Annotated in this window: 17 protein-coding genes; 9 read left to right on the top strand and 8 right to left on the bottom strand. The window is 75.7% G+C overall.

Annotated elements, in window-relative coordinates; translation table 11 throughout:
• Nucleotides 1–321: 321 nt before the first annotated feature.
• Nucleotides 322–1041 carry a 4'-phosphopantetheinyl transferase family protein gene (locus OG710_RS13130; RefSeq protein ID WP_330239502.1) on the bottom strand — a complete coding sequence of 240 codons (720 nt, stop codon included), beginning with the start codon at nt 1039–1041 and terminating at the stop codon, nt 322–324.
• Between the two features lie 305 nt (nt 1042–1346).
• Between OG710_RS13130 and OG710_RS13125 the strand changes: the two genes are divergently transcribed.
• The 3 genes from OG710_RS13125 to OG710_RS13115 all read left to right on the top strand — a co-directional run bounded on the left by OG710_RS13125 (nt 1347) and on the right by OG710_RS13115 (nt 6185).
• The gene (locus OG710_RS13125) at nt 1347–2192 is read left to right on the top strand and encodes a metallophosphoesterase family protein (RefSeq protein ID WP_241989985.1); all 846 of its coding nucleotides are present in this window, start codon (nt 1347–1349) and stop codon (nt 2190–2192) included.
• A 128-nt stretch (nt 2193–2320) separates the two neighbouring features.
• Complete coding sequence (locus OG710_RS13120) at nt 2321–5038, top strand: helix-turn-helix transcriptional regulator (protein WP_330239501.1); 2718 nt, start codon at nt 2321–2323, stop codon at nt 5036–5038.
• 187 nt (nt 5039–5225) lie between these two features.
• The gene (locus tag OG710_RS13115) at nt 5226–6185 is read left to right on the top strand and encodes a polyprenyl synthetase family protein (protein ID WP_330239500.1); all 960 of its coding nucleotides are present in this window, start codon (nt 5226–5228) and stop codon (nt 6183–6185) included.
• Between the two features lie 16 nt (nt 6186–6201).
• Here OG710_RS13115 and OG710_RS13110 read toward each other — a convergent pair whose 3' ends face one another.
• The 4 genes from OG710_RS13110 to OG710_RS13095 are packed head-to-tail and all read right to left on the bottom strand — an operon-like array spanning nt 6202 to nt 13594.
• Nucleotides 6202–7890 carry an AMP-binding protein gene (locus tag OG710_RS13110; protein WP_330239499.1) on the bottom strand — a complete coding sequence of 563 codons (1689 nt, stop codon included), beginning with the start codon at nt 7888–7890 and terminating at the stop codon, nt 6202–6204.
• The gene (locus OG710_RS13105; RefSeq protein ID WP_330239498.1) at nt 7887–10124 is read right to left on the bottom strand and encodes an ATP-binding protein; all 2238 of its coding nucleotides are present in this window, start codon (nt 10122–10124) and stop codon (nt 7887–7889) included. The genes OG710_RS13110 and OG710_RS13105 overlap by 4 nt, the downstream gene beginning before the upstream one ends.
• Nucleotides 10115–12559 (bottom strand): AfsR/SARP family transcriptional regulator, encoded by a 2445-nt coding sequence (locus OG710_RS13100; protein WP_330239497.1) that lies wholly within the window; start codon nt 12557–12559, stop codon nt 10115–10117. The genes OG710_RS13105 and OG710_RS13100 overlap by 10 nt, the downstream gene beginning before the upstream one ends.
• Before the next feature lie 3 nt (nt 12560–12562).
• On the bottom strand, nt 12563–13594 hold the full coding sequence (locus tag OG710_RS13095) for a hypothetical protein (RefSeq protein ID WP_330239496.1): 1032 nt from the start codon (nt 13592–13594) through the stop codon (nt 12563–12565).
• A 222-nt stretch (nt 13595–13816) separates the two neighbouring features.
• Here OG710_RS13095 and OG710_RS13090 point away from each other — a divergent pair, with 222 nt between their 5' ends.
• The gene (locus OG710_RS13090) at nt 13817–15199 is read left to right on the top strand and encodes an MFS transporter (protein ID WP_330239495.1); all 1383 of its coding nucleotides are present in this window, start codon (nt 13817–13819) and stop codon (nt 15197–15199) included.
• 65 nt (nt 15200–15264) lie between these two features.
• Nucleotides 15265–16221 (top strand): AIR synthase-related protein, encoded by a 957-nt coding sequence (locus OG710_RS13085; protein WP_330239494.1) that lies wholly within the window; start codon nt 15265–15267, stop codon nt 16219–16221.
• Nucleotides 16222–16231: 10 nt separating this feature from the next.
• On the opposite strand, the gene OG710_RS13080 is transcribed toward OG710_RS13085, so the two are convergent.
• Nucleotides 16232–17431, bottom strand: a complete 1200-nt coding sequence (locus tag OG710_RS13080) for an NAD(P)/FAD-dependent oxidoreductase (protein ID WP_330239493.1) — start codon at nt 17429–17431, stop codon at nt 16232–16234.
• A gap of 167 nt (nt 17432–17598) precedes the next feature.
• Entirely contained in the window at nt 17599–18543 is a 945-nt protein-coding gene (sigJ, locus tag OG710_RS13075) for an RNA polymerase sigma factor SigJ (RefSeq protein ID WP_330239492.1), read from the bottom strand.
• 73 nt (nt 18544–18616) lie between these two features.
• Between sigJ and OG710_RS13070 the strand changes: the two genes are divergently transcribed.
• From OG710_RS13070 to OG710_RS13055, 4 genes are all read left to right on the top strand, one after another.
• Complete coding sequence (locus OG710_RS13070; protein ID WP_330239491.1) at nt 18617–19543, top strand: DUF2797 domain-containing protein; 927 nt, start codon at nt 18617–18619, stop codon at nt 19541–19543.
• A 13-nt stretch (nt 19544–19556) separates the two neighbouring features.
• The gene (locus tag OG710_RS13065; protein WP_330239490.1) at nt 19557–20432 is read left to right on the top strand and encodes an amidohydrolase family protein; all 876 of its coding nucleotides are present in this window, start codon (nt 19557–19559) and stop codon (nt 20430–20432) included.
• An 88-nt stretch (nt 20433–20520) separates the two neighbouring features.
• Nucleotides 20521–21261, top strand: a complete 741-nt coding sequence (locus OG710_RS13060; RefSeq protein ID WP_330239489.1) for a response regulator transcription factor — start codon at nt 20521–20523, stop codon at nt 21259–21261.
• A 4-nt stretch (nt 21262–21265) separates the two neighbouring features.
• Nucleotides 21266–22909, top strand: a complete 1644-nt coding sequence (locus tag OG710_RS13055; protein WP_330239488.1) for a sensor histidine kinase — start codon at nt 21266–21268, stop codon at nt 22907–22909.
• On the opposite strand, the gene OG710_RS13050 is transcribed toward OG710_RS13055, so the two are convergent.
• The gene (locus tag OG710_RS13050; protein ID WP_330239487.1) at nt 22827–23567 is read right to left on the bottom strand and encodes a class I SAM-dependent methyltransferase; all 741 of its coding nucleotides are present in this window, start codon (nt 23565–23567) and stop codon (nt 22827–22829) included. The genes OG710_RS13055 and OG710_RS13050 overlap by 83 nt on opposite strands.
• Nucleotides 23568–23647: the final 80 nt, after the last annotated feature.

Below are 23647 nucleotides of genomic sequence, written 5' to 3'. Positions count from 1 at the left end.
TTTTCCCGTCGCCGGGAACCTCCGAAGCCGGAGGTTTCGGGTGAGCAAGGAGGCGGAGGTAAGTCTCATTCGTCGACCGAGGGGAGTCGCAATGGCAAGTTATGGTAAAGAATCTATCGTTCGCTTGACTTTGCTGATGGGTATACTTCTGGCCGTTCTGGGAGGACAGTTCATGTCGGGCCTTTCGCGGGGGACATCGGTCGGTACCGAGGTCAGTGCCGCGGACACGGTCTCTCCCGGAATCGTCGCGACCGGCCAGGTCCGGCCGCTGGACGACCGCTGGGGCGTCTGATCCGCCCGGCCGCGCCCCGCACACACGACTCAGCCGATGCTCCCCGCAGCGCACATGCGGGGAGCATCGCCGTGTGCGGCCCCGGCCGGCCGCTTCGCGGGCACCGCGATGGCGGTCACCAGCACTCCGTCCCGCGCGGACCAGCGCCCGCTGAACGAGGTGGGGCCCGCCGGGGACAGCTCGTCCGGCGCCGGCAGCAGCCGCGCGGTGAACGTCTCCTGGGTCGCGTCCACGCTCACCAGCGCGTCGGTGAAGTCCAGTTCCTGGCCGGTGAGCGGGAACCACGTCTTGTACACCGCCTCCTTCACGGAGAACAGCAGCCGGTCCCAGGCGACTTCGGGCAGCGCCCACGTCAGCTCTCGGGTCCGCCGCAGCTCCTGCGGCAGCGCGATCGACTCCAGCACCCCCGGCCGCAGCGGGGCGTTGGGCTCCGCGTCGATGCCCACCGAGAGGAAGTCCTCCGCACGGGCCAGCGCCACACCCCGGTAGCCCGCGCAGTGCGTCATCGAACCCACCACCGACGGCGCCCACTGCGGCACCCCGCGCCGCCCCGGCAGCACCGCGGCGGGCGCCACCCCGAGCGCCCCCATGGCGCGCCGGGCGCACCACCGCACCGTGGAGAACTCCAGCCGGCGCTTCGGGACGGCGTTGCTGATCAGGGACTCCTCCTCCGGGAAGAGGAACACCTCGGCCGGGTCGGCGGTGGCCTCGGCGGTGGCGACGGTCGAAGGCAGGAGCTCGGTGAGCACGGCAGACCCTTCAGGTCGGGGCGTCGGGTGGACGATTTCCACGCTCCCGCCGCCGCCCCGCACCGGCCAGCGAACCGGCCCCCGGCCGGGCGGAACGGCCCGCCCGCAGGGCCGTTTCTGCCAGCCCGCTGCCATCCGCGCGGCCCGGCGGCACGGGCCTGCGGCCGGGCTGCCACCGGCCCGCACCCCCCTTGCCATGGCCCTGCTACGCCCCGGCGGACCCGGCCGCGGCCCGCCGGTGGGCCGTCAACTGTGGGGTCCGGGTGGGGTGTTCACCGGCGTACCGGCTGCCCTAGCCTGGCCGAATGGCGCACGGAAACCTCATGGGCATCAGCGACCTCCATGTCGCATTCCCGGAGAACCGCCGGATCGTCGAGGAGCTGTTTCCCGACAGCCCCGCCGACTGGCTCATCGTCGCCGGTGACGTCGGGGAGTCGCCCGACGATCTGAGCTGGGTGCTCGATTTGCTCGCCCGCCGCTATGCCACGGTCATCTGGGCGCCCGGAAACCACGATCTGTGGACCCTTCGCGACGATCCGGTACCACTGCGGGGAGACGCCCGGTACCGCCGATTGGTGGAAATCTGCCGCTCCTACGGAGTCCACACCCCCGAGGACCCGTACCCCGTCTGGTCCGGACCGGGGGGCCCGCTGGTCGTGGCCCCGCTCTTCCTGCTGTACGACTACACCTTCCGCACGCCCACCGCCGCCACCCAGGAGCAGGCGCTTGAACAGGCGTACGAGGCAGGCGTGGTGTGCACCGACGAGTTCCTGCTGCACCCCGACCCCTACCCGTCCCGCGAGGCCTGGTGCCGGGCCCGCGTCGAGGCCACCGAGCGGCGCCTGGCCGCCTGCGACCCCGAACTGCGCACCGTGCTGGTCAACCACTTCCCGCTGGTCCGCACCCCCACCCGCGTCCTGCGCCACCCCGAGTTCGCCCAGTGGTGCGGCACCGAGCTGACCGCCGACTGGCACACCCGCTTCCGGGCCGCCGCCGTCGTGTACGGGCACCTCCACATCCCGCGCACCACCTGGTACGACGGCGTGCGCTTCGAGGAGGTCTCGGTGGGCTACCCCAGGGAGCGGCGCCACCGGGGGCAGACAGGGGTGGCGCCGCGCCGGATCTTCCCGGCCGGCACCGGGGATTCCTGACTGGCAGGTTCCGGCCACCGTGGGAGCGTCGCGCGCGCCCCTGCCGTGATTCACGATTGCTTCTCAAGCGCCGCTCGATCGGTCCTGTATCCGGTTCGCGTTCCCGTTTATCCACCGAGAGCCGGAACATGGGCATGGGGGATCTCATGGTGTTGTTCCGTCGCGCCGAAGAACTTTCTCTTCTGGACAATCTGATCGAAGGATGTCGGGAAGGGAATTCCGGACTGCTGCTCATCGAAGGAGCGGTGGGATGTGGAAAAAGTGAATTCCTGGAGACCGTTGCGACCCATTCCGAAAAACACGGCGGCCTGGTGCTGCGCGGAATGGCGACCGCCGAGGAAAGGCGCCATCCGCTCGGAGTGCTGCGCCAGCTGACCGCCGACGCCCCGCCCGGCGCCCTCCCGCCCCTGCCCCCGGCGCCCGCCGAGGCCGGCCGGGTCGCGGCCATGCGGCAGTTCGCCACCGCCGTACGCGGGCTGAGCGCCGGCGCGCCCGTGGTGATCTGCGTGGACGACCTGCACCACGTGGACGAGCTGTCCGGCCGCTATCTGCTCCACCTCGCACGCGGCACCCGCGGGGCCAAGGTGCTCCTCGCCCTCACCGAGTCCGTCCACGAGCACGGCGACGACCCGCTGCTGCGCACCGAACTGCTGCGGCTCCCGCACTTCTCGCGGCTGCGCCTGGAACGCTTCACGCCCGACGCGGTCCGGGCCATGCTCCCCGACCGCACCGACGCCGAGACCGACCGGCTGCACCGGGCCGGCGGCGGCAACCCGCTGCTGCTGCGCGCCCTCCTCCAGGACCCCGGCGCCCGCCCCGGCGAGGCGTACCACCAGGCCGTCCTCGCCTGCCTGCACCGCTGCGGACCCGCCACCACCGCGCTCACCGAGGCCGTCGCCGTCCTGGGCCCCCTGGCGACCACCCCGCACACCGCCCGCCTCGCCGGTACCACCGAACCCGCCGCCGCCCGCGCGCTCGCCGCCCTGGAGGACGCCGGACTGCTGGTCCGGGGCCGCGGCTTCTGCCATCCGGCGGCCCGCTCCGCCGTACTGGACCGGATGGAGCCGGACGTCCGCCGCGCCCTGCACCGGGAGGCCGCGCTGCTCGTCCGGGCCGCGGGCGCCCCCGACACGGTCGTCGCCGCCCAGCTCCTCGCCGCCCGGCACACCGGAGAGGACTGGGCCCCGGCCGTGCTGCGGGCCGCCGCCGACCAGCACGCCGCCGACGGCGCGCTCGACGAGGCGACCGCCCTGCTGGCCCTGGCCCGCGAGGCGTGCGCGGACGAGGCCCGCCGCGCCGAACTCGGCGTCCGGCTCGCCGTCATCAGCGGACGCACCGACCCGGCGGGCGCCGAACGCCATCTCGCCGAACCCCTGGCCGCGCTCGCCGCCGGACGGCTCGACGCCCGTGCGCTCGGCCCGCTCGCCCGGGTCCTGGCCGCGCAGGGCCGGATCGACGAATCGGCGGAGGTGCTGGAACGGCTCGCAGCCGGAGAGGGCCGCCACCCCGGCGCGGAGCGAAGACCCGGGGACATCCCCGGCGACGACCCGCTCGACGGACTCTCCGCGTTCCCGCAGTGGGGCGCCGCACCGCGCCGCTGCGCGGGCGCCCCCGGACCGCATCCGGGCCGCGCCGTACGCGGGGCCGTGCATCCCGCCGCGCTGTGGACGCTGCCGGCCGAGGCGGACGAGGGCGCCGCCCAGGCCGCCGAACTCTTCCTGCGCGGCGCCACCCTGGCCGAGGGCATGGTGGAACCCGCCGTCCAGGCCCTGCGCACCCTGCTCTACCTGGACGGCGCCGAGCGGGCCGTGCCCTGGTGCGAGTCGTTCGCCGGGCAGGCGGCGGAGCGCGGCGCGACCGGCTGGCAGGCGGTGTTCGGCGGGCTCCTGGCCGAGGCACGGCTGCGCCTCGGTGATCTGACCGGTGCCGCCGAGACGGCCGAGGACGCGCTTCGCGTGGTGCCCGCGCGGGGCGGCGGCGTCCAGCTGTGCGGGCTGATGGCGACCCTGGTCCGGGCCCGCACCGCCATGGGGCGGCCCGAGGCGGCGGCCGCCGTGCTGAGCCGGCCGGTGCCCGAGCGGCTGACCGGCAGCGTGCACGGCCTGGCCTATCTGCGGGCGCGCGGCCACTACGCGCTGGCGACGAGCCGGTTCCACGCGGCGCTCGGCGACTTCCTGGACATCGGCCGCCACATGAAGCGCTGGGGCCTGGACCGGCCGCGCGTCCTGCCGTGGCGGGCGGACGCGGCGGAGGCGCTGCTCCGGCTCGGCGAGACCCAGCAGGCCGACCGCTTCCTGGCCGACCAGCTGACCACCCGCGACGCGGGCGACCCCTGGGTGCGCGGGATGACGCTGCGGCTGCGGGCGTCGCTGCGCGAGCCGAAGGAGCGGCAGGCGATGCTCACCAAGGCCGTCGACGATCTGCACCGCTCCGGCGACAGCTACGAACTGGCCCGCGCCATGAGCGACTTCGGACAGGTGCTGCGCGTACTGGGCGAACCGGCCCGCGCCGCCATGGTCAACCGCAGGGCCTGGCACGTGGCGAAGGAGTGCGGGGCGCAGGCGCTGTGTGTGAAGATCCTGCCCGGCCACACCGGCGACGCCCCGCCGGAGGCCGCTGCCGCCGCCGCGCCGCACGCCGACCTGGTGGCGAGCCTCAGCGAGTCCGAGAAGCGGGTCGCGCTGCTCGCCGTGCACGGCCACACCAACCGGGAGATCGCCCAGAAGCTGTACATCACGGTGAGCACCGTGGAGCAGCACCTCACCCGCGTCTACCGGAAGCTGGAGATCCCCGGCCGGCAGGCCCTGCCCGTCGACTTCCATCTGGGGGTCGCGGAGTTCATCTGACCGCCGCGCCCGATTCGTAGCAAGGTCATGGCAAGCCCGCGCCGGGTTCGTCCGGCCATGGCAGGCAACTGGCGTCTCCCGGCGGTATCCCGGTCCGGGGCGCCCCCGCCCGCCGCGCCGGGTGGTTCAACCAATGGCGCGTCCTGGAAGGTCGGTCCCGAGGCCGTAGCCCACCAGGGAGGGCACCATGACCACCACACCCACGCACGAGCAGCCGGGGAGCGCGGCGAGCCCCGGACAGCTGCGCGACGCGCTGCTCGACCGGGTCGAGGACCGGCTCGCCCGGCTCCTCGCGGACGAGACCCGGAGCCGGCGCACGGCCGATCCGCACAGCGCGGTCCTGGTGGCGGGGGTGGCCGAGCTGGTCCAGGCCGGGGCGGAGCGGGCCCATCCGGTCATCTGCCTCACCGGCTATCTCGCGGCGGGCGGCGACCCGGCGGGGGAGGACGTGGTGTCCGCGTGCGCCGCCCTCGAACTCCTCGACACCTGTCTGATGATCAGGGACGACGTCCGCAAGAACGCCACGCTGCGCCGGGGCATCCCGACCCTGCACATCAGCCACGCCGCTGAGCACGAACGCAACGGCTGGCGCGGCGAGTCCCGCCGCTTCGGCGAGGACACCGCCGTACTCGCGGGCGATCTCGCGACGGCGTACGGGGACCGCATCGCGGCCCGGCTGCCGCGGCCCGCGCGGGAGTTGTGGGACAGCCTGCGCACCGAACGCACCATCGGCGCGCACGCCGAGGCGGCGGTGGCGACGGAGTACCTCGACGACGCCTGGCCGGGCCAGTGCCTGGACGGCTGCGGCGACGGCTGCGGCGCCGGCTGGTACGGGCTGCGCCACGCCCTGCTGATCGGCGCCTCGCTGGCCGGCCGCGACGATCTGCGCGAGCCGTACGAGGAGTACGCGCGCGCCCTGCACGCGGCCTGGCGGATTCGCGGATTCCTGCGCGGCGGGCCGGGGTTCGACGACGACGCCCAGTTCCTGCGGGACATCTTCTTCGACGCGCGCGCCCGCGAACGGGCCGAGGAGACCATCGCCGGGCAGCTCGAACGCGCCGACGCGGTGGTGGCGGACGCCCCCGTCCCGGCGCTCTGGCGCACGGAACTGTCCGCGTTCGCCCGCCGGGTCGCGGGCTGCGAGTGACGGTACGGCCGTGCCGTTACGCGGGTGCCGGGCGCGGGGCCCCCGGCCGGCCGCGCAGCAGCCAGGAGCGCAGCGCCGTCCGCCGCAGTCTGCCGTCCTCGTCGCGGGGCAGCGCGCCCACGATCTCCAGCCGGGTCGGCAGGAACGCCTCGGCGATGCCGCGCCCGGTGAGGTGTTCGCGCAGTTCGGCGGGGCCCGGCGGCCGGTCCAGGGCGACCGGGACCACCACCGCGCACGGCAGCTCGCCGTGCTCCGGGTCCGTGTAGGCGACGACCGCCGCCTCGGCCACGCGGGGATGGCTCAGCAGGGCCTCTTCCACCTCGGCGACCGGCACCATGAAGATGGCCCCGGTCCGGGTGCCCGCCCGCGCCCGTACCCGGAGGCCGCCCCCGGCGTCCGTCGTCGCGAGGTCCCCGGTGTCCAGCCAGCCGTCGCCGTCCTCCCAGGTGGAGACGGGCACCGCGACCCCGTGCCGCCAGGTCGCCAGGGCCACCGACGGGCCGCGCACCCGCAGCGGGGCGGGGCCCGTGCCGTCCCCGGCCGGTACGTCGAGGCCGCGCAGCGGCTCCGCCTCGCCGGGCGTCGCCGACAGCGCGCCCATGCCCAGCTCCGGCGCCCCCCACGCGGACAGCACCGGCACCCCGAACACCTCGCGCAGTTCGGCGGCCAGCGGCTCCGGGGTGCTGGTACGGCCGCCGGACAGGACCAGCCGAAGCCGTTCCAGGTGGCGGGGGCGGCGGCGCTGGGCGGTCAGCAGCTCCGCGAAGTACGCGGGCTCCGCGTACACCTGATCGACCCCGGCGTACGCCATCAGGTCCAGGCAGCCGCCGGGGTCCCACACGTCCTGCCAGACGCCCGTGCCGCCGACCGCGAGCGGCCAGCACACGGTGTAGATCAGTGAGGCGAGCGAGGTCAGCGGCAGTGTGGACAGGAAGACCTCGCCGGGCCGCCGCCCCGGCCCCCGCGGATGGTGCTGGGCGGCGATGTTGGCGTACAGCGTGTCGGGGGAGTGCACCACCGAGGTGTACGCGTCGCGCAGCCCCATCACGCTGATCAGCAGCGCGGGCCGGTCGGCGCGCCCCGGCAGCGGGTGCGGGTGCCGGCCGACCGCGGTCCGTTCGCGCGGGGTGCGGGTGAAGTACGCCGCGAAGTCGACGGCCCCGGTGGCCGCCGCGTCCCCCAGCACCACGCGGTGCCGCAGCCACGGCAGCCCCGGTGCGAGGGCGGCCAGCGCCTCGGCGTGCGGGAAGCCCTCCCAGACGTCCGGGACGACACAGATCCGGGCGCGGGTGCCGTCCAGGATGTGCCGCAGCCCGTGGGCACGTACGGTCGGCAGCACCGGCACCGCGACCGCCCCGGCCCGCCAGCAGGCGAGGGTGAGCGCGGCCGTCTCCCACCAGTTCGGCAGCTGGTAGGCGACCGGGTCGCCCGGCGCCACCCCCAGCGAGGCCAGCGCGGTGGCGAAGCGCTCCACGTACAGGGCGAGCTGCCCGTACGTGACGGTGACGCGGCGTTCGCCGGCCGGCCGCAGCACGCGCTCGGCGACGATCGCGGGGCGCTGCGGGAAGGCGGCCGCGGCGCGGCGCAGATCGTCCAGGAAGGTCTCCTCCCGCCACCAGCCGGCCGCCCGGAACCGCCGGACGACGTCGTCGGGCGCGGTCAGCTCCAGCAGCCGGCGCTCGGCGGTGCCGGTGCCGCGGGTCATGCCCACCGCCCCACCGCCCCCGCCACCTGGACCCGCGAGGTGCAGCCGAGGCGTCGCATCACCTGGCGGACGTGGTTGACGACCGTCCACTCGGAGATGTCGAGCCGGGCCGCGATGTGCCGGTTGGTCAGCCCCTCCGCGACCAGGAGCGCCACCTGCGCCTGGCGGGGCGTCAGCGACTGGGCCTCGGCGGCCGCGCCGGCCACCGGGCTCCGCGACGGCCCGGGCGAGGACAGCGCCTCGGCCACCGCCGTCGCGGGGGGCATCCGCGCCCCCTCCGCCCAGGCGGTCGCGAAATCGGGCCAGTCCAGCCGGGCGCCCAGCTCCGTACGGGCCCGCTCGGCCTGCGAGCGCCACTCCTGCGGGACCTCGGCGCCGGTCCGCCCGCGCAGCACGTCCGCCGCCGCCAGCAGCCGCACCGCGCGCGGGCGCTGCGCGGGCTGGGTGCGGAGCAGCAGCAGCGCGGACTCCTCCAGCGCGCCGGGGAGTTCGGTGCGTTCGTCGATCGTCTCGTACAGCCGCAGCGCCTCCCGCAGCGCGGTTCCGGCCGGCTCCGGCTCGTCGCCCTCCAGGTCCAGCGCGGCCAGGGCCCGCAGCGCCCCGGCGAGCCCGCGCCCGTCGCGGCTGCGGCGGAAGGTCTCCTCCGCCGTGACAAGCAGGGCGCGTCCCTTGCGCCGGTCGCCCTCGGCGCACAGGGCGGCGGCGAGCGCGACGGCCGCCTCGGCGGTGCCCCCGGTGACGCCCATCGTGGACAGCGCGCTGTGCGCGGTGACCAGGACGCTGCGGGCCGCCGTCGCGTCGCCGGTGCGCAGCAGGGCGGTGCCGAGCCGGAGCGAGGCGAGGGCGTTCTGCCGCCGGTCGCCCACGCCCTTGCCGAGCGCGAGGGCCCGCCGGTGGCGGCGTACGGCCTCCTGCGGGTCGCCCAGGGCGAGCGCGAACACGCCGGACAGGTCGGTGAGCCGGGCCCGCGGCGCCTCCGGGAGCGGCCCGGCGTCGGCGACCGTGTCGCACCACTCCAGGCCCTCGCGCAGCCGGCCCTGCGCCAGCCACGGCAGATGGCAGCCCAGCACCAGGGCCGCTGCGGCCTCGGCGTCGCCGCGCTCGTGCAGCTGCCGCAGGGCCGCGAGGACGTTGGGCGCCTCGGCCGCCGCCTCCCGCAGCAGCCGGTCCTGGCCGGTGCCGCCGAGCCCCGGCAGGGCCGCCGCCACCATCCGCCGGTAGCGCTCCGCGTGCGCGTCGGCCGCCTTCGCCGCACGGGCACGGGCGTGGGACCGTACGGGTTCGGGCACCGCGAGGCGCAGTTCGCCGCGCTCCTCGCCGACTGCGGTGAGCAGCCCCCGGTCCAGCAGCGCGTCCATGCCGTCCTCGTCGTCGAGCCCGGCGGCGGCCGCTCCGAAGCCGGGCTCGTACACGGCGAGCCGCTCCAGCAGGGCCAGGGCCGCCGGTTCCAGGCCGCGGCAGCTCCACTCGGCGAGCGCGGCGAGCGAGCGGTGCCGGGCGGGCGCGTTCACCGGGCCGCCCGCCAGGACGGTGGTCCGGCCGCGCAGCCGGGCCGCGAGGAGATGCGGCGGCAGCAACCGCAGGCGCAGGGCGGCCAGTTCCAGGGCGAGCGGAAGGCCGCCGAGCAGGGTGCAGATCTCCGCCACGGCCGCCGCGTTCTCCGGGGTCAGCGCGAACGACGGGTCGGCGTCCCGGGCCCGCCGAGTGAACAGCGCCACGGATGCCACGGACGCCACGGTGTGCGGGTTCCCGCCGCCACCGCCGCTCCCGTTGCCGCTCCCGCCGCCGTACTCGTCGCCGGGGACGGGCAGCGGTCCGAGGGGCAGCAGCTGCTCCCCGTACACCCCGAGCGGTTCCACGCCGGTGGCCAGCACCACCACGCCCGGCTCACCGGCCAGCGCCACGACCGCCTCGGCCGCCGGCCCCCGCGCCTCGTGGTCGCAGCCGTCGAGCAGCAGCAGGACCCGGCGCCCGGCCACGTCCCCGCGAGCCGCCGCCACGGTCTCGCGCACCCCCGCCAGGGCCTGCGGCGCCGCCGCGTCGACCGTCACCACGCGGGCGAACGCGTCGCCCGGTTCGCGTACCGCCTCGCCGGCCAGGCGGGTCTTGCCGACGCCCGCGCGGCCGGTGAGGGTGATCAGCCCTACGCCGGGCGAGCGCAGGCGCTCCCGCAGGGCGGCTGTCTCGCTCTCCCTGCCGACCAGCCCCGTGTCCGGGCCGCCTGTCACCGACATGGTTCCCCCACCCTGCGCGGCGCCCCGGCGAACGGGCCGCCCTGATGAATCCGCCAGAGCCCCGGCCGCACCTCCACGGCCGCGAACCCGGCGCCCGCGCCGGTGTCCAGGGCCCGCAGCGAGCGCCGCGCGTACATCCGCAGCGCGGGCTCGTCCAGCGCGTCGGCCAGCGTCAGACAGGTGCCGAACCAGCTCCGGGCCGCCTCCGGCCCCTCCTGGGCCAGCGCCACCAGCGCCCGTACCCGTGCCGCGTCGAAGCGGGCCCGAGTGGCGGCGGGCGCGTCGAGCACCGGCCCCAGCAGCTGTGCCGCCTCGTCCGTCGCGCCGCCGTCCAGCAGGAGTTCGGCCAGGCCCACCAGCGCCTGGCCCGTCTCCTCCGCGTCCCCGCAGCCGCGGGCCCGCTCCAGCGCCCGCCCGAGCAGGGTGCGGGCGCGGGCGAAGCGCCGGTAGCGCCAGGCGAGTTCGGCGAGCCGTCGCAGCATCCGCGCCTCGGCCGGCCGGTCCGCGCACCGCCGCGCCGCGTCCAGGGCCAGCGCGTAGGACGCCTCCTCGGCGACCGCGTCCGGCCGCGCGCACCGGGCGAGGCCGTCCGTCAGGCGTACGGTCAGCTCCCACAGGCCCGCGTCGTAGGCGGTCCGGGCCAGCCGGGCCGGGGTCGCCGGGTCCGGGCCGGCCGTGCGCCGGGGGTCGGCCGCGTCCTGGGCGTACGCCAGGCAGACGCGGCGCACGGCGGCCCGGACGGTCTGCGGGTCCTCCTCGTCGGCCAGCCGTTCGGCGGCGAGCAGCCGCAGCAGCTCCGGCAGCCGCCACGCGTCCCGGTCCGCCTCCACCAGCCGGTCGTCGGCGAGGGCGTCGAGGGCGGCGAGCGCCCGCGCCGTGCCGGTGCCGAGGGCGGCGGCGGCCCGCTCCGCGTCGAACGGGCCGGGTGGCAGCAGCGACAGCAGCCGGAAGTGGCGGCGCCGCTCGTCGTCGCAGTCCTCGTACGCCGCGCGCAGCCGGGCCCGTACGTCCAGGTCGCCGCAGCGCAGCGCGTCGAGCCGGCCCTCCTCGGCGCGCAGCCGGGACAGGAGCGTGGCGGGCGTCCAGTGCGGCCGGGCGGCGAGCTGCGCGGCGGCGGCCCGCACGGCGAGCGGCAGCCGCCCGCACAGCGCGGCGATCTCCTCGGCCTCCTCGGCGCGGAGCGCATCCTCCCGGTGGTTCCCGTCCGCGTCGTGCGCGCCGAACAGCCGGGCCAGCCCGCGGGTCTCCTCCGGCCGCCACGGCCCCAGGAGCACCGTCCGCAGGCCCGGCAGACCGGCCGGGACGCGGCGGGCGGTGAGCAGCAGCGTGCAGCCGAGCGGCAGCAGCGGCCGCACGTCGGCCTCGGCGGCCACCCCGTCCACGACCAGGAGCGTTCCGGGGGCGGGGCGCGGTAGCCGCCCTGCGGCGCGTACGTCCAGCAGGCGCGGCCCGCCGGGGTACGCGTCGGCGGCCCGGTGCGCGGCCTCCACGGCCAGCGCGGTCTTGCCGACGCCGGGCATGCCCGTCACGGCGATCACCTCGCCCCCGCCGCCGAAGGCCGCCGTCCGCAGCAGCCGGTCGAGCGTGGCGAGTTCGCCGGTGCGCCCGGCGAAGGACGGATCGGGGCGGGGCAGCGCGCGGTCGGCTCCCCGCCCGGTGCGCGCGGCCGGTGCGGGGCGGGCCAGGTCCCGGTCGCCGGCCAGGATGAGCCGCTGGAGCCGGCGGGACTCGGGGCCCGGTTCGATGCCCAGTTCGTCCACCAGGGTCTGCCGCAGCAGCGTGAAGACCCGCAGCGCCTCGGCCTGCCGCCCGCACCGGTAGAGCGCCACCATGAGATGCGTGTGGAACTCCTCGCGCAGCGGGTACTCCGCCGCCAGTTCGTGGAGTTCGGGGACGAGTTCGCGATGCATGCCGAGGTGCAGCTCGGCCCGGACCCGCTCGTCGAGCGCCGTGGTGCGGGCCTCGTCCATGCGGACGGCGGCGCCTTCGAGCAGCGGACCGTGCGGGATGTCGGAGAGCAGCGGGCCCCGCCACAGCGCGAGCGCCCGGCGCTGGAAGTCGGCGGCGGCCGCGAAGTCGCCCTCGCGCAGGGCCCGGTGGCCGCGCCGGGACAGCGCGAGGAAGGCGGTGCTGTCGAGTTCGTCCGGGGTGACCCGCGCCAGATAGCCGGGGCGCCGGGTGACCAGCATGTCGCGGCCGTGGTGCGGGTCGGCGGTGCCCAGGGCCTTGCGCAGATGCGACACGTACACCTGGAGGGTCGTGGCGGCGGTGCGCGGCGGGGAGTCGGGCCACAGCTCGTCGATGAGGCTGTCCACCGACACGACCTCGTTGGCGCGGACCAGCAGCGTGCCGAGGACGCCCCGCAGCTTGGCCGCCGCCGGAGCGCCGCCGCTGACCTCCAGCGGGCCCAGGATGCCGAATCGCACCTCGCCCATCGCTCAGTGGTCCTGGATCACGCAGGTGCGGGCCTCGGCGACGGCCCACCGCTGCTGGGTCAGGGTCAGGGTCACCGGCACCGAGGGACGCCCCTCCGGGTCCCGGTCCAGCGGACCGGCCACCGCCACGCAGCGCAGCGGCAGCGCGCGTTCCGCCTGCCCCCGGAAGTGCACCTGGCAGGCGCCCGGGGTGCTGCGCTCCGGGTCCAGGCCGTGCGCCCGGCCGGCGGCGAGCAGCGAGCACTGGCGCAGCGCCTCCAGCAGGTGCAGCCCGGAGAACTGCCCCTCCTGGCGCGCGTCCGTGACATCGAAGACCGGGCTCACCGGGGCGGACAGCACCCAGCTGCTGATCCGGCCGCGCGAGGCGTCCACGGGCTCGCTGATCACCACGTTCTCCCCGGCGCACCGGCTCACCTCGGCCGCGGCGGCCGGGCGGGGCGGGCCGTCGGGGGCGTCGTTCAGCTCGGGCACGGCGCGCATCGCCTGCCGGGCGTGCGCGACGTGCTTGCGGTACAGCTTCGGCATCAGGAAGACCATCCCGGCCGACCCGGCGGCGCACGGCCGTCCGTCGATCCGCACGTCCAGATGGAAGTCCAGGCCGCGCGGTACCTCGGCGACCACGTTGGCGGGCCTGGCACTGAGCCGGGTCTCCATCACCGCGCCCGCGCCGGCCGGGCCCGTGCGCCAGGCGGAGAGGTCGGTCAGGTCCAGCGAGAAGCGGTAGAAGAGGCCGGGACGGTCCTCGGGCACGCCGAAGTAGCGGTGGCCGACGAGTTCGCCGACGTCCCGCACGCCCGTGGTGGCGATCTGGAGGTCGTGGAAGCGGCCGGGGCCGTCGTTGAAGAGCGGGTGGGCCACGGGGGTGTCGCCGACGAGCGTGAAGTGCTCCTCGCCCAGACTCGGCGCGTTCAGACCGTAGTAGGACCGGGCGGCCGGGCGGTGGATCAGGTGCTGGGCGGCCCCCGCGCTCCCCGCGGCCGCTGCCGCCAGTCCGTGGATGGCGGGAGCCGAGGTCGTGCGGTTGTCGACTGTCATGTCCCTCCCCTTCTCTCGGCACATGGTGGAGCCGCCGGCAAGACCCGGCCACCCGTCCCCGGTGGCCACAAAATGCATGGCAGGAAGGTGCGCACGGGCGGCGGCGCTCTGCCCGGACCGGCTTAAGCGGCGCCCATGGCGCATCGGTGATGCTGTGCCCCGACTGCTCCGCCGAGGGACCTCCCCCGTTCCCTCGGCGGGGCTTTTCGAGGAGGCACCGCGATGGCCATCACCGACACCGGCGGCGACCGTTCCGCCCCGCCCGCTTCCGCGCCCGCGCGCGCCGGAGGCCCCACCCGCCGGGTGCGGTTCGGCTATGCCTCGGGTTCGCTGGTCACGGGCACGTTCACCACGCTGCCGGGTCTTCTGCTGCTGCCGTATCTCACCGACACGCTCGGCGTCGGCGCCGCGCTGGCCGGCGCGGTCGTCTTCCTGCCGAAGGCGTGGGACGTCGTCCTCAACCCGTTCGTGGGCCGCGCCAGCGACCGTACGCGGACCCGCTGGGGCTCCCGGAGCCCGTACGTGCTGGGGGCCGGGCTCGTCATGGCGCTCGGCTTCGCGCTGACCTTCGCGGGCCCGCTGCCCGGCACGGCCGGCGCCTGGTTCACCGCTGCCGGCTACCTCCTCACCGCGACGGCCTTCGCCTTCTTCCAGGTCCCGTACGCCGCGATGCCCGCCGAACTCGCGGACCGCGAGGAGGACCGGCTGCGCCTGGTCGCGGGCCGGGTCGCGGTCATCGGCGTGGCGGCCCTGGCGACGGGGGCCGCCGCCCCCGCCCTGGTGGACGCGGGCGGCGGCGGTCTGCCGGGCCACCGCTGGGCGGGCGTGTTCGGCGCGGTCGTGGTGGGCATCGGCGCGCTGTGGGTGTTCGCCGGAACAGCCGGTACGCGGGAGGGCGGCGCCCGTACGGCGAAGCGCGCCGCCCAGCCCTCCCTGCGCGCGCAGTTCGCCGCCGCCCGCGCCAATCCGCCCTTCATGGCGCTGCTGCGCTGTGTGGTGCTCCAGTCCGTCGCGACCGGGGTGCTGCTCGCGGGCGCCCCGTACTTCGCCGACCATGTGCTGCACGACTCCGCCGGGGTCGGCCCGCTCGTGGCGGCGTTCGTCGCGCCGAACCTGCTGACCATGCCGCTGTGGTCCCGGCTGCGCGGACCGCGCGGCTACGCCCTGGCCACCGCCCTGTTCACGGCGGGCTGCCTGCTCTTCCTGGCCTCGCCGCTGCTGCCGCAGGGCGCGGTCCTGGTCACGATGGCCCTGGCCGGCACCGGCCACGCGGGCCAGCTGCTCTTCCTGTACGCGATGCTGCCGGACTGCATCGCCCGCGACACCGCCGACACCGGGCGCCGCCAGGGGGGCGTGCTCTCCGGCGTGTTCTCCACCGCTGAGGGCCTGGGCGTGGCGGCGGGCCCGTTCCTGTACGGCCTGGTCCTCCAGCTCACCGGCTATGTCTCCTCCGGCACGGGCGACGCCGCCGCGCAGTCCGCCACCGCCCGCGCCGGCATCCTGGCCGGCTTCGGCGCCCTCCCCGCCCTGGCAGCGATCGCGGCGGCCCTCCTGCTGCGCGCGTACGACCGCCCCTCAGACACCCCCTACCCACAACACGGGTAGGCGCGGCCCCGGCGCCCGCAGCATGATGTGCAGGGTCGTGACGCACGCATCGGGGGGTGGCTTTCGTGACGTACACACGGGACCGGTACACCGCGCAGGTCGGCTTCGGGCCGCAGGTGCGCGAGCTGATCGGCCGGGCCCTCGCCCCGGAACCCGTCCTGCCGGAGTCCGGGCTCGTCGTGCGCGCCGGTACCTACGTCGTCGACCCGCCGTTCTTCGGCAACGGGGACATCGGCCGGGTCGCCGTCTGCGGTGCGGTCAACGATCTCGCGGCCACCGGGGCCGACCCCCGGCATCTGGCCCTCGGCATCGTGCTGGAGGCCGGGCTGCCGCTCGGCCTGGTCCACCGGCTGACCGCCTCGATCCGCGAGGCCGCCGCCGAGGCCGGGGTCGCCGTCACCGCCGTGGACACCCAGATCGTGCGTGCCGGGGAGGCCGACCGGGTCTATGTCACGGCCACCGCCTTCGGAGAGCGCGCGGGGCCCCCGCTCGGCCCGGACCGCATCCGCCCCGGCGACCGGGTGCTGGTGACCGGGCCGCTCGGCGACCACGCCGCCCATCTGGTCTCCCTGCGCGACGGCCTCGGCTACGAGCACCACGTGCCCAGCGACTGCGCCCCCCTCACCGGCCTCCTGGGCGAGGTCCGCGCCGACCTCCACCACGCCCGTCCGGTGGCCGCCGGGGGCCTCGCGGAGGTGCTGCGCCTGAGTGCCGCCGCCTCCGGCCTGACCCTGCGGGTCGAGGAGGCCGCGCTGCCGGTGCGCTACGAGGCGCGGGTGGCCCTGGCGACACGGGGGCTCGCGCCGCTGGACGCGGCCTGCGCGGGCTGCCTGTGCCTGTTCGCCCCGGCGGACCGCGCCGATGCGGTGCTCGCCGCCCTCCGTGCCCGCCCCGAGGGCCGTCAGGCGGCCGTGGTCGGCGAGGTGACGGCGGACCCGCCGGGCGATGTCGAGTACCTCGCCCCGGACGGCCCCCGCGCCCGGACACCGAGCGCGGGGCCGCTCCCGGAGCGCCTCCTCTGACAGGCTTCGCTCACCGCTGCTCGGCGGCCACCGGCGTGGTCCGGGGGCGCTGAGCCGCGACCGGGCGGCGGCGGACCGGCAGCCCGGTGGTCGGGTTCGCCACGCCCCAGGCGGCACCCTTGCAGACCAGCTCCTTGTAGAGGGCGGCGAGCCGTCCCCGCAGGGCCGCCCGGACCGCGCGGTCGTCGGCCGTGACGTACTGGATCAGCCCGTCCTTGCGGCCCAGCGAGATGCACTGGTTGAAGTAACGCAGCGCGGTGGACGGGATCTTGGTACCGGTGAGGCGGGCCGCGATCGCGTCGGCCGCCTGCCAGGCGGTGGGGACGCCCGAGGCGCAGGACATCCGCAGCGGCTTGCCACCGGGGCCCGCGACGAGGGCCGCGTCCCCGATCGCGTACACATCGGGGTGCGAGACCGACCGCATGGTCGCGTCCACCACGATCTGCCCGTTCTCGCCGGTCTCCAGCGCGGTGGCGGCTGCCAGCGGGTGGACCGCGAAGCCGGTGGTCCAGACGGTGACCTCCGCCGGGAGGGACGTGCCCCCGGCCGTGGTGACGTATCCGGCCCCGACCTCCACCACCGGGGTGTGCTCGTGGACGGTGATGCCCAGCCGGTCGACCACCTTGCGGAGGTGCCGGCGGCCGGTGTCCGAGAGCCAGTCGCCGAGCCCGCCGCGCACGGCGAGGGCGATGTCGAGGTCCGGGCGGGCCTCCGCGAACTCGGTCGCCGCCTCCAGGCCGGTCAGCCCGCCGCCGACGACGACCACGGGCCGGCCGGGCGCCAGATCGGCCAGCCGGTCGCGCAGCCGGAGCGCGCCGGGGCGGCCGGCGATCTCGTAGGCGTACTCGGCGGAACCGGGGACGCCCTGGGTGTTCCAGGCGCTGCCGAGGGCGTAGACGAGGGTGTCGTACGCCAACTCCTCCTGGCCCTCCGCGCCCTGGACGGTGACGGCCTTGCGCTCGACGTCCACGGCGGTGACCCGGCCGATCCTCAGCTCCACGCCCGTGCCCGCGAACATCTCGGAGAAGGGGCGGGGGGTGAGGTCCTGGCCGGCCGCGAGCTGGTGCATGCGGACGCGCTCGACGAAGTCGGGCTCCGCGTTGACGAGGGTGACGCTGACGTCCTCCCGGCGCAGCCGCTTGGCGACGCGGCCCGCCGCGATCGCTCCGGTGTAGCCGGCTCCGAGGACGATGATGCGGTGCTGCTGCATGTGCCTGCTCCTGTCTCGCACGGGTCCGTCCTGGCCGGGACGTTTCACGTGAAACGGCTCGATGCCGGTGTTTCACGTGAAACGACCCGTTGGGGTGGTGCGCCCCTTGAACCGAGCAGCCCGCGCTTTCCTGACAGGTGAGGGTTGTGACGTGTGTCACCGGTTGCTCAGTAGGCCATGAGCAGCGGCTTTCCGTGTTCCATGGCCGCCCAGCGCCGCGTCACGCGCTCCAGCTTGTCCGGGTTGACCTGGTTGCGGAAGGAGGCGATGCCCTCGGCGGTGACCTCGATGGCCATGACGCCGATGACCCGGTCCCCGGCGACCGCGATGACGGCCGCGGAGCCGTTGGCGTTCGTCAGATGCAGCTCGACGGAGCCGCCGGTGAGCGCGGTCTTCGCCTTGCCCGGCTTGAGCAGGCCGCGCATGAACGTCGCGACGGCCTTCGCCCCCAGGAACGGCTTGGTGCCGGCCGGCACCTTCCCGCCGCCGTCCCCGATGGAGATCGCGTCCGAGGTCAGCAGTTCGACCAACGGTTCGGTACGGCCGCCGGCGGCGGCGAGCAGGAACTCCTTGATGATCCGGCGGGCGGCGGCCTCGTCCACCTCGGCGCGGGTACGGCCGTCGGCGATGTGCTTCTTCGCCCGGTGGTAGATCTGCTGGACGGCGGATTCACCGAGGTCCAGGATCTCCGCGATCTCCCGGTGCGGATAGCCGAAGGCCTCGCGCAGCACATAGACCGCCCGCTCGCCGGGCGTCAGCCGCTCCATGAGCGTGAGCACGGCGTACGAGACCGACTCACGCTGCTCGGCCGTGTCGGCGGGGCCCAGCATGGAGTCCCCGGCAAGCAGCGGCTCGGGCAGCCAGGCGCCCACATAGGTCTCGCGCCGGGCGCGGGCGGAGGTCAGCTGGTTGAGGCAGAGGTTGGTGAGGACCTTGGTCAGCCAGGCCTCGGGGACCTCGATCCGCTCGGTGTCGGCGGCCTGCCAGCGCAGGAAGGTGTCCTGTACGGCGTCCTCGGCCTCGGTCGCCGAACCGAGGAGACGGTAGGCGATGGCCTCAAGGCGGCGCCTGGACGCCTCGAACCGGTCCACGTCCTGCACGGTCAGGTCCATGCGGGAATCCTAGGACCTTTCGCGCGAATCGGGGTGGGCTCCTGTTGTCGGTGGCCGCCCGTAGGGTGCGCGCATGGATTGGCAGTGCACCGGCCTCCGCTGGACCGAGGATGCCGGGGGCCCCGCGCTCGGTTGGCGCAAGGGGAACCGGAGCCGGGCGAGCGCCCTGGCGTACGGGACGGAGTTCGGCTTCCGGGCGGCCGGTGAGCGGCGCTGTTCCGGGGCTCGGGGCAACGCGTGCCCGGTGGCCGCGGTGGTCCCGGCCGGGAGCACGGGCGGGCGCTGCGCGGAGTGCGGGCGGCTCGACCGGGCGCGCTCGGTGGCCGCCGACACGATCCCGGACGACCCCCGCACGTACCGGGTGTATCTGGCGTGGTTCGGGCCCGGCCTGGTGAAGGTCGGGATCACCGCCGAGGAGCGCGGAGCGGCCCGGCTGCGGGAGCAGGGGGCGGTGGTCTTCAGCTGGCTGGGGCGCGGCCCGCTGATGGCGGCGCGCCGGGCGGAGGAGGTGCTGCGGGCGGCGCTCGGCGTCCCGGACCGCATCCCGTACGCGCGCAAGCGGGCGGTGCGGGCGGAGCTGCCGGACCCGGCGGTGAGGGCCGCCGAGGTGACGGAGCTGTACGGGCGGGTGGTGGCCCTGGAGGGCGGCGGGGCCTGGCCGGAGGCGCTGGAACGCCTGCCGTGCGCTCCGGTGGACCACGCGGGGATCTTCGGCCTGGCGGCGGCTGCGGGCGCGCGGGCCGGGACCGGCACGGCTCCGGGTCCGCCGCGTCCGGTCCGGGCCGTGACCGGGCTCGTGGACGGGGGCGCGGTCGTGGGGCGGCTGGTCGCGGCGGCCGGGCCCGACCTGCATCTGGACACGGGCGCGCAGGGCATCCTCGTCCTCGACACCCGGCTGATGAGCGGCTGGACGCTGGCGGCGGCCGGCGCGGGCACCACCGGGGTGAGCCTCCCGGCCGTCGCGGTGGGGGGCGGCGGGGCGCAGGACGGGCTGTTCTGAGATGGTCGGCCGCATGGGCGACGAACGCGACGACGTGGTGCGGTTCCGGCAGCGGCTCGGGCTGCCCGGCCTCATCGACGTACACACGCACTTCATGCCGGAGCGGGTGCTGCGCAAGGTCTGGGCGTACTTCGACTCGGCGGGGCCGCTCACCGGCATGGAGTGGCCGATCACCTACCGGCACGAGGAGGAGGAACGGCTCGCCCTGCTCCGCTCGTTCGGGGTGCTGCGCTTCACGTCGATGCTCTATCCGCACAAGCCGGCCATGGCGGCCTGGCTGAACGGCTGGTCGGCGGAGTTCGCCGCGCGGACCCCCGACTGCCTGCACACGGCGACGTTCTTCCCCGAACCGGACGCGGAGCGCTATGTCCGGGAGGCCGTCGAGGCGGGGGCCCGCGTCTTCAAGGCGCACCTCCAGGTCGGCGGGTACGACCCGAACGATCCGCTGCTCGACCCGGTCTGGGGGCTGCTCGCGGAGGCGGGCGTCCCGGTCGTGACGCACTGCGGGTCCGGCCCGGCGCCCGGCAGGCACACCGGCCCGGACCCCATCGCCGGCGTCCTGGCCCGCCATCCCCGGCTGCCGCTGATCGTGGCGCACCTGGGCATGCCGGAGTACGCGGAGTTCCTGACGCTCGCGGAGAGGTATTCCGGGGTGCGGCTGGACACCACGATGGCGTTCACCGACTTCACCGAGGACTTCATGCCGTTCCCGGAGGCGGAGCTCCCCCGGCTGGCGGACCTCGGCGACCGCGTCCTGCTGGGCACGGACTTCCCGAACATCCCGTACCCGTACGCGCATCAACTGGAGGCGCTGGAACGGCTGGGTCTCGGGGACGACTGGCTGCGGGCGGTCTGTCACGACAACGCGAAGGCGCTGTTCGGCCTCTGAGGAACCGGAGAGCAGGGGCGCCGCTTTCTCAGGGAATTCACAGAAACGGGAAAGAACTCTCTCAGAGCCGTCTCCGAGGCTGTGGGTCATGACGACGACGACCTCGCCCCAGGGGCGTACCGAACTGCTCAGGCCGGACCGTACCCCCGTACGGGTCCTGGTCGTGGACGACGAGGCTTCGCTCACGGAGCTGCTGTCGATGGCGCTCCGCTACGAGGGCTGGGAGGTGCGCAGCGCCGGGGACGGGGCCGGTGCCGTGCGGGCGGCCCGCGAGTTCCGGCCGGACGCGGTGATCCTCGACGTGATGCTGCCCGACGTGGACGGGCTCGCCGTCCTCGGCCGGCTGCGCCGGGAGCTGTCCGACGTGCCGGTGCTGTTCCTGACCGCGCGGGACTCCGTGGAGGACCGGATCGCCGGGCTCACGGCGGGCGGCGACGACTACGTCACCAAGCCGTTCAGCCTGGAGGAGGTCGTGGCCCGGCTGCGCGGGCTGATCCGCCGCTCGGCCACGGCGACGGCGCGCAGCGAGTCGCGGCTCGTCGTGGGCGATCTGGTGCTCGACGAGGACAGCCACGAGGTGAGCCGGGGCGGCACGGGCATCCATCTGACGGCGACCGAGTTCGAGCTGCTGCGGTTCCTGATGCGCAATCCGCGCCGGGTGCTCAGCAAGGCGCAGATCCTGGACCGGGTCTGGAACTACGACTTCGGCGGCCAGGCCAACGTGGTCGAGCTGTACATCTCCTATCTGCGCAAGAAGATCGACGCGGGCCGCACGCCCATGATCCACACCCGGCGCGGGGCGGGGTACCTGATCAAGCCCGGTGATTAGCGGAGTGCGGCGGCGGCCGTGGACCCTGCGCACCCGGCTCGTGGTCTCGGCGGTGACGCTGATCGCGGTCGTCGCCGCCGTGATCGGCGTGGTGACCGCGATCGCCTACCACAGCTATCTGTACGGGAAGCTGGACGACCAGCTGCGGGACATCGCGGTCCGGGCGGAGCGGCTGCCGGGCCCGAAGCCGGGCGGGCTCAAGGCGCCGGGCGCCCCGGCCGTCCCCATCGTCGTCCCGGAGCGCGACCCGCTCGGGTTCATCGGCATGGGCGGCCAGCCGCTGCGGACGTTCGGCGCGCTCGTCGAGGACGGCCGGATCGCGGACTCGGCCGTCGTGAAGGACGGCGGGTTCGACGCCGGCGAGAACACCGAACCGCTCACCGCCGCCCAGCGCGAGGCCCTGACGGCGGCCGGTGTCACGGCGGACCGCCGCGCGCACGACGTCGAGCTGCCCGGCCTGGGCGGCTACCGGGTCCGCGCGGTGCCCCTCCACGACGGCGGCACGGTCCTCGTCGGCATCCCCACCGCCGAGGTGAGCCGCGCGCTCAGCACCCTGATCCTGGTCGAGGTCTGTGTGACCGGCGCCGGGCTGGTCGCCGCCGGGATCGCGGGCACCGTCATCGTCGGGGTCGCCCTGCGCCCGCTGCGCCGGGTCGCCGCCACCGCGACCAGGGTCTCCGAACTGCCCCTGCACAGCGGTGAGGTCGCCCTCCTGGAACGCGTCCCGGACGCCGAGGCGGACCCGCGCACGGAGGTCGGCCAGGTCGGCGCCGCGCTCAACCGGATGCTGGGCCACGTCGGCTCCGCCCTGGACGCGCGGCAGCGCAGCGAGACACGGGTGCGCCGGTTCGTCGCGGACGCCAGCCACGAACTGCGCACCCCGCTGGCCTCGATCCGCGGCTACGCCGAACTCACCCGGCGCGGCGGCGAGGAGACCGGTCCGGACACCCGGCACGCCCTGGGCCGCATCGAGTCCGAGGCGCGGCGCATGACGGGCATGGTCGAGGACCTGCTCCTGCTGGCCCGCCTGGACGCCGGCCGGCCGCTCTCGTACGGGACCACCGATCTCTCGCCGCTCGTCGTGGACGCGCTGAGCGACGCCCGCGCGGCGGACACCACCGGCCCCGCGACCACCGGCGCCACCGACACCGGCCCCACCGCCCCCGGACCGGCCCGGCACTGGCGGCTCGATCTGCCCGACACCCCCGCCATGGTCCGCGCCGACGCCACCCGCATCCATCAGGTGCTGGTCAACCTGCTGGCCAACGCGCGCTCGCACACCCCGCCCGGCACCACGGTCACGGCCCGCGTCCTGGCCGGCCCGGACCTGCCCTGGGTCACGGTGGAGATCCAGGACGACGGCCCCGGCATCCCCGCGGACCTCGTGCCACACATCTTCGAGCGCTTCACCCGGGGCGACGCCTCCCGCTCCCGCCACGCCGGCTCCACGGGCCTGGGTCTGGCCATCGTGCGGGCGGTGGTGACGGCCCACGGCGGCACGGCGCAGGTGCGGTCGGCGCCGGGCGAAACGGTGTTCGCGGTACGGCTGCCCGCCGAGCGGGGCGCTACGGCTTGTGGGTCACCCAGAGCATTTCCGCCGGCCAGTGGTGGGCCCAGTCCGGCGGGTCCGTCGGGTTGTAGCCGTTGAGCACCGCGGCGTCGGGGCGGGGTTCGATGAGGTCGTCGATGACGAGGCCCGCGCCGCGCAGGACCCTGACCCAGTCGCCGTAGGTGAGCTGGTAGCTGGTCGCGTCGTCGTCCTCGGCGATGGTGTCCAGGCCGAAGTAGGGCTTCTGGAGCGTGGTGGTGACGCGCTCCGCGGCTTCGTCGTAGCAGACCTCGAACCAGGGGGCGGCGACGTTCAACACCAGGCGCCCGCCCGGAGCGAGGACCCGCGCGGCCTGCGGCACCGCCAGTCGCGCGGGCGCCCAGCTGAGGCCGCCGAAGTCGCAGAAGACCAGGTCGAAGGCGTGGTCGGCGAACGGCAGCTGTTCGGCGGCGCCCTGCACCAGCGCGTACCGGTCCGCCCCCATCGCCCCGGCCGCCGCCGCGAGCTGGGCCTCGGACAGGTCCATCCCGACCACGGTCGCGCCCTCGGCTGCGAGCGCCCGGGACCACTGGCCGGCGCCGCAGCCGAGCTCCAGGACGCGCTTGCCGGTGACGTCGCCCAGCGCCCCCAGCTCCGCGTCGGGGATCGAGTACATGCCCCACAGCCGGGGCGAGGCGCCGATCTGCGGATCGTGCCGTCGCTGGTAGGCGCCGCTGATCCTGTTCCAGAGCCGCCGGTTGGCGGGGATGCTGTCCACCCGCAGACTCCAGCACCGCCCGCCGGGAGCCGTCAAACCCCTTTTCCTCCGTCCGGCGCGTGAGCCGCTCACAGGCCCAC

Origin of the sequence: Streptomyces sp. NBC_00525 (assembly GCF_036346595.1) — a bacterium.
Taxonomy (GTDB): Bacteria; Actinomycetota; Actinomycetes; order Streptomycetales; family Streptomycetaceae; genus Streptomyces.
The sequence above is the reverse complement of the archived record's forward strand: the minus strand, read 5'-3'. Positions and strand labels throughout refer to the sequence as shown.

What these genes read in the sequence shown, in the direction of transcription:
- OG710_RS13070 (WP_330239491.1), top strand. Translation starts at nt 18,617, where the DNA reads ATGGATTGGCAGTGCACCGGCCTCCGCTGGACCGAGGATGCCGGGGGC.
- OG710_RS13065 (WP_330239490.1), top strand. Translation starts at nt 19,557, where the DNA reads ATGGGCGACGAACGCGACGACGTGGTGCGGTTCCGGCAGCGGCTCGGG.
- OG710_RS13095 (WP_330239496.1), bottom strand. Translation starts at nt 13,594, where the DNA reads ATGACAGTCGACAACCGCACGACCTCGGCTCCCGCCATCCACGGACTG.
- OG710_RS13100 (WP_330239497.1), bottom strand. Translation starts at nt 12,559, where the DNA reads ATGGGCGAGGTGCGATTCGGCATCCTGGGCCCGCTGGAGGTCAGCGGC.
- OG710_RS13110 (WP_330239499.1), bottom strand. Translation starts at nt 7,890, where the DNA reads ATGACCCGCGGCACCGGCACCGCCGAGCGCCGGCTGCTGGAGCTGACC.
- OG710_RS13090 (WP_330239495.1), top strand. Translation starts at nt 13,817, where the DNA reads ATGGCCATCACCGACACCGGCGGCGACCGTTCCGCCCCGCCCGCTTCC.
- sigJ (WP_330239492.1), bottom strand. Translation starts at nt 18,543, where the DNA reads ATGGACCTGACCGTGCAGGACGTGGACCGGTTCGAGGCGTCCAGGCGC.
- OG710_RS13120 (WP_330239501.1), top strand. Translation starts at nt 2,321, where the DNA reads ATGGGCATGGGGGATCTCATGGTGTTGTTCCGTCGCGCCGAAGAACTT.
- OG710_RS13060 (WP_330239489.1), top strand. Translation starts at nt 20,521, where the DNA reads ATGACGACGACGACCTCGCCCCAGGGGCGTACCGAACTGCTCAGGCCG.
- OG710_RS13105 (WP_330239498.1), bottom strand. Translation starts at nt 10,124, where the DNA reads ATGTCGGTGACAGGCGGCCCGGACACGGGGCTGGTCGGCAGGGAGAGC.
- OG710_RS13115 (WP_330239500.1), top strand. Translation starts at nt 5,226, where the DNA reads ATGACCACCACACCCACGCACGAGCAGCCGGGGAGCGCGGCGAGCCCC.
- OG710_RS13125 (WP_241989985.1), top strand. Translation starts at nt 1,347, where the DNA reads ATGGCGCACGGAAACCTCATGGGCATCAGCGACCTCCATGTCGCATTC.
- OG710_RS13080 (WP_330239493.1), bottom strand. Translation starts at nt 17,431, where the DNA reads ATGCAGCAGCACCGCATCATCGTCCTCGGAGCCGGCTACACCGGAGCG.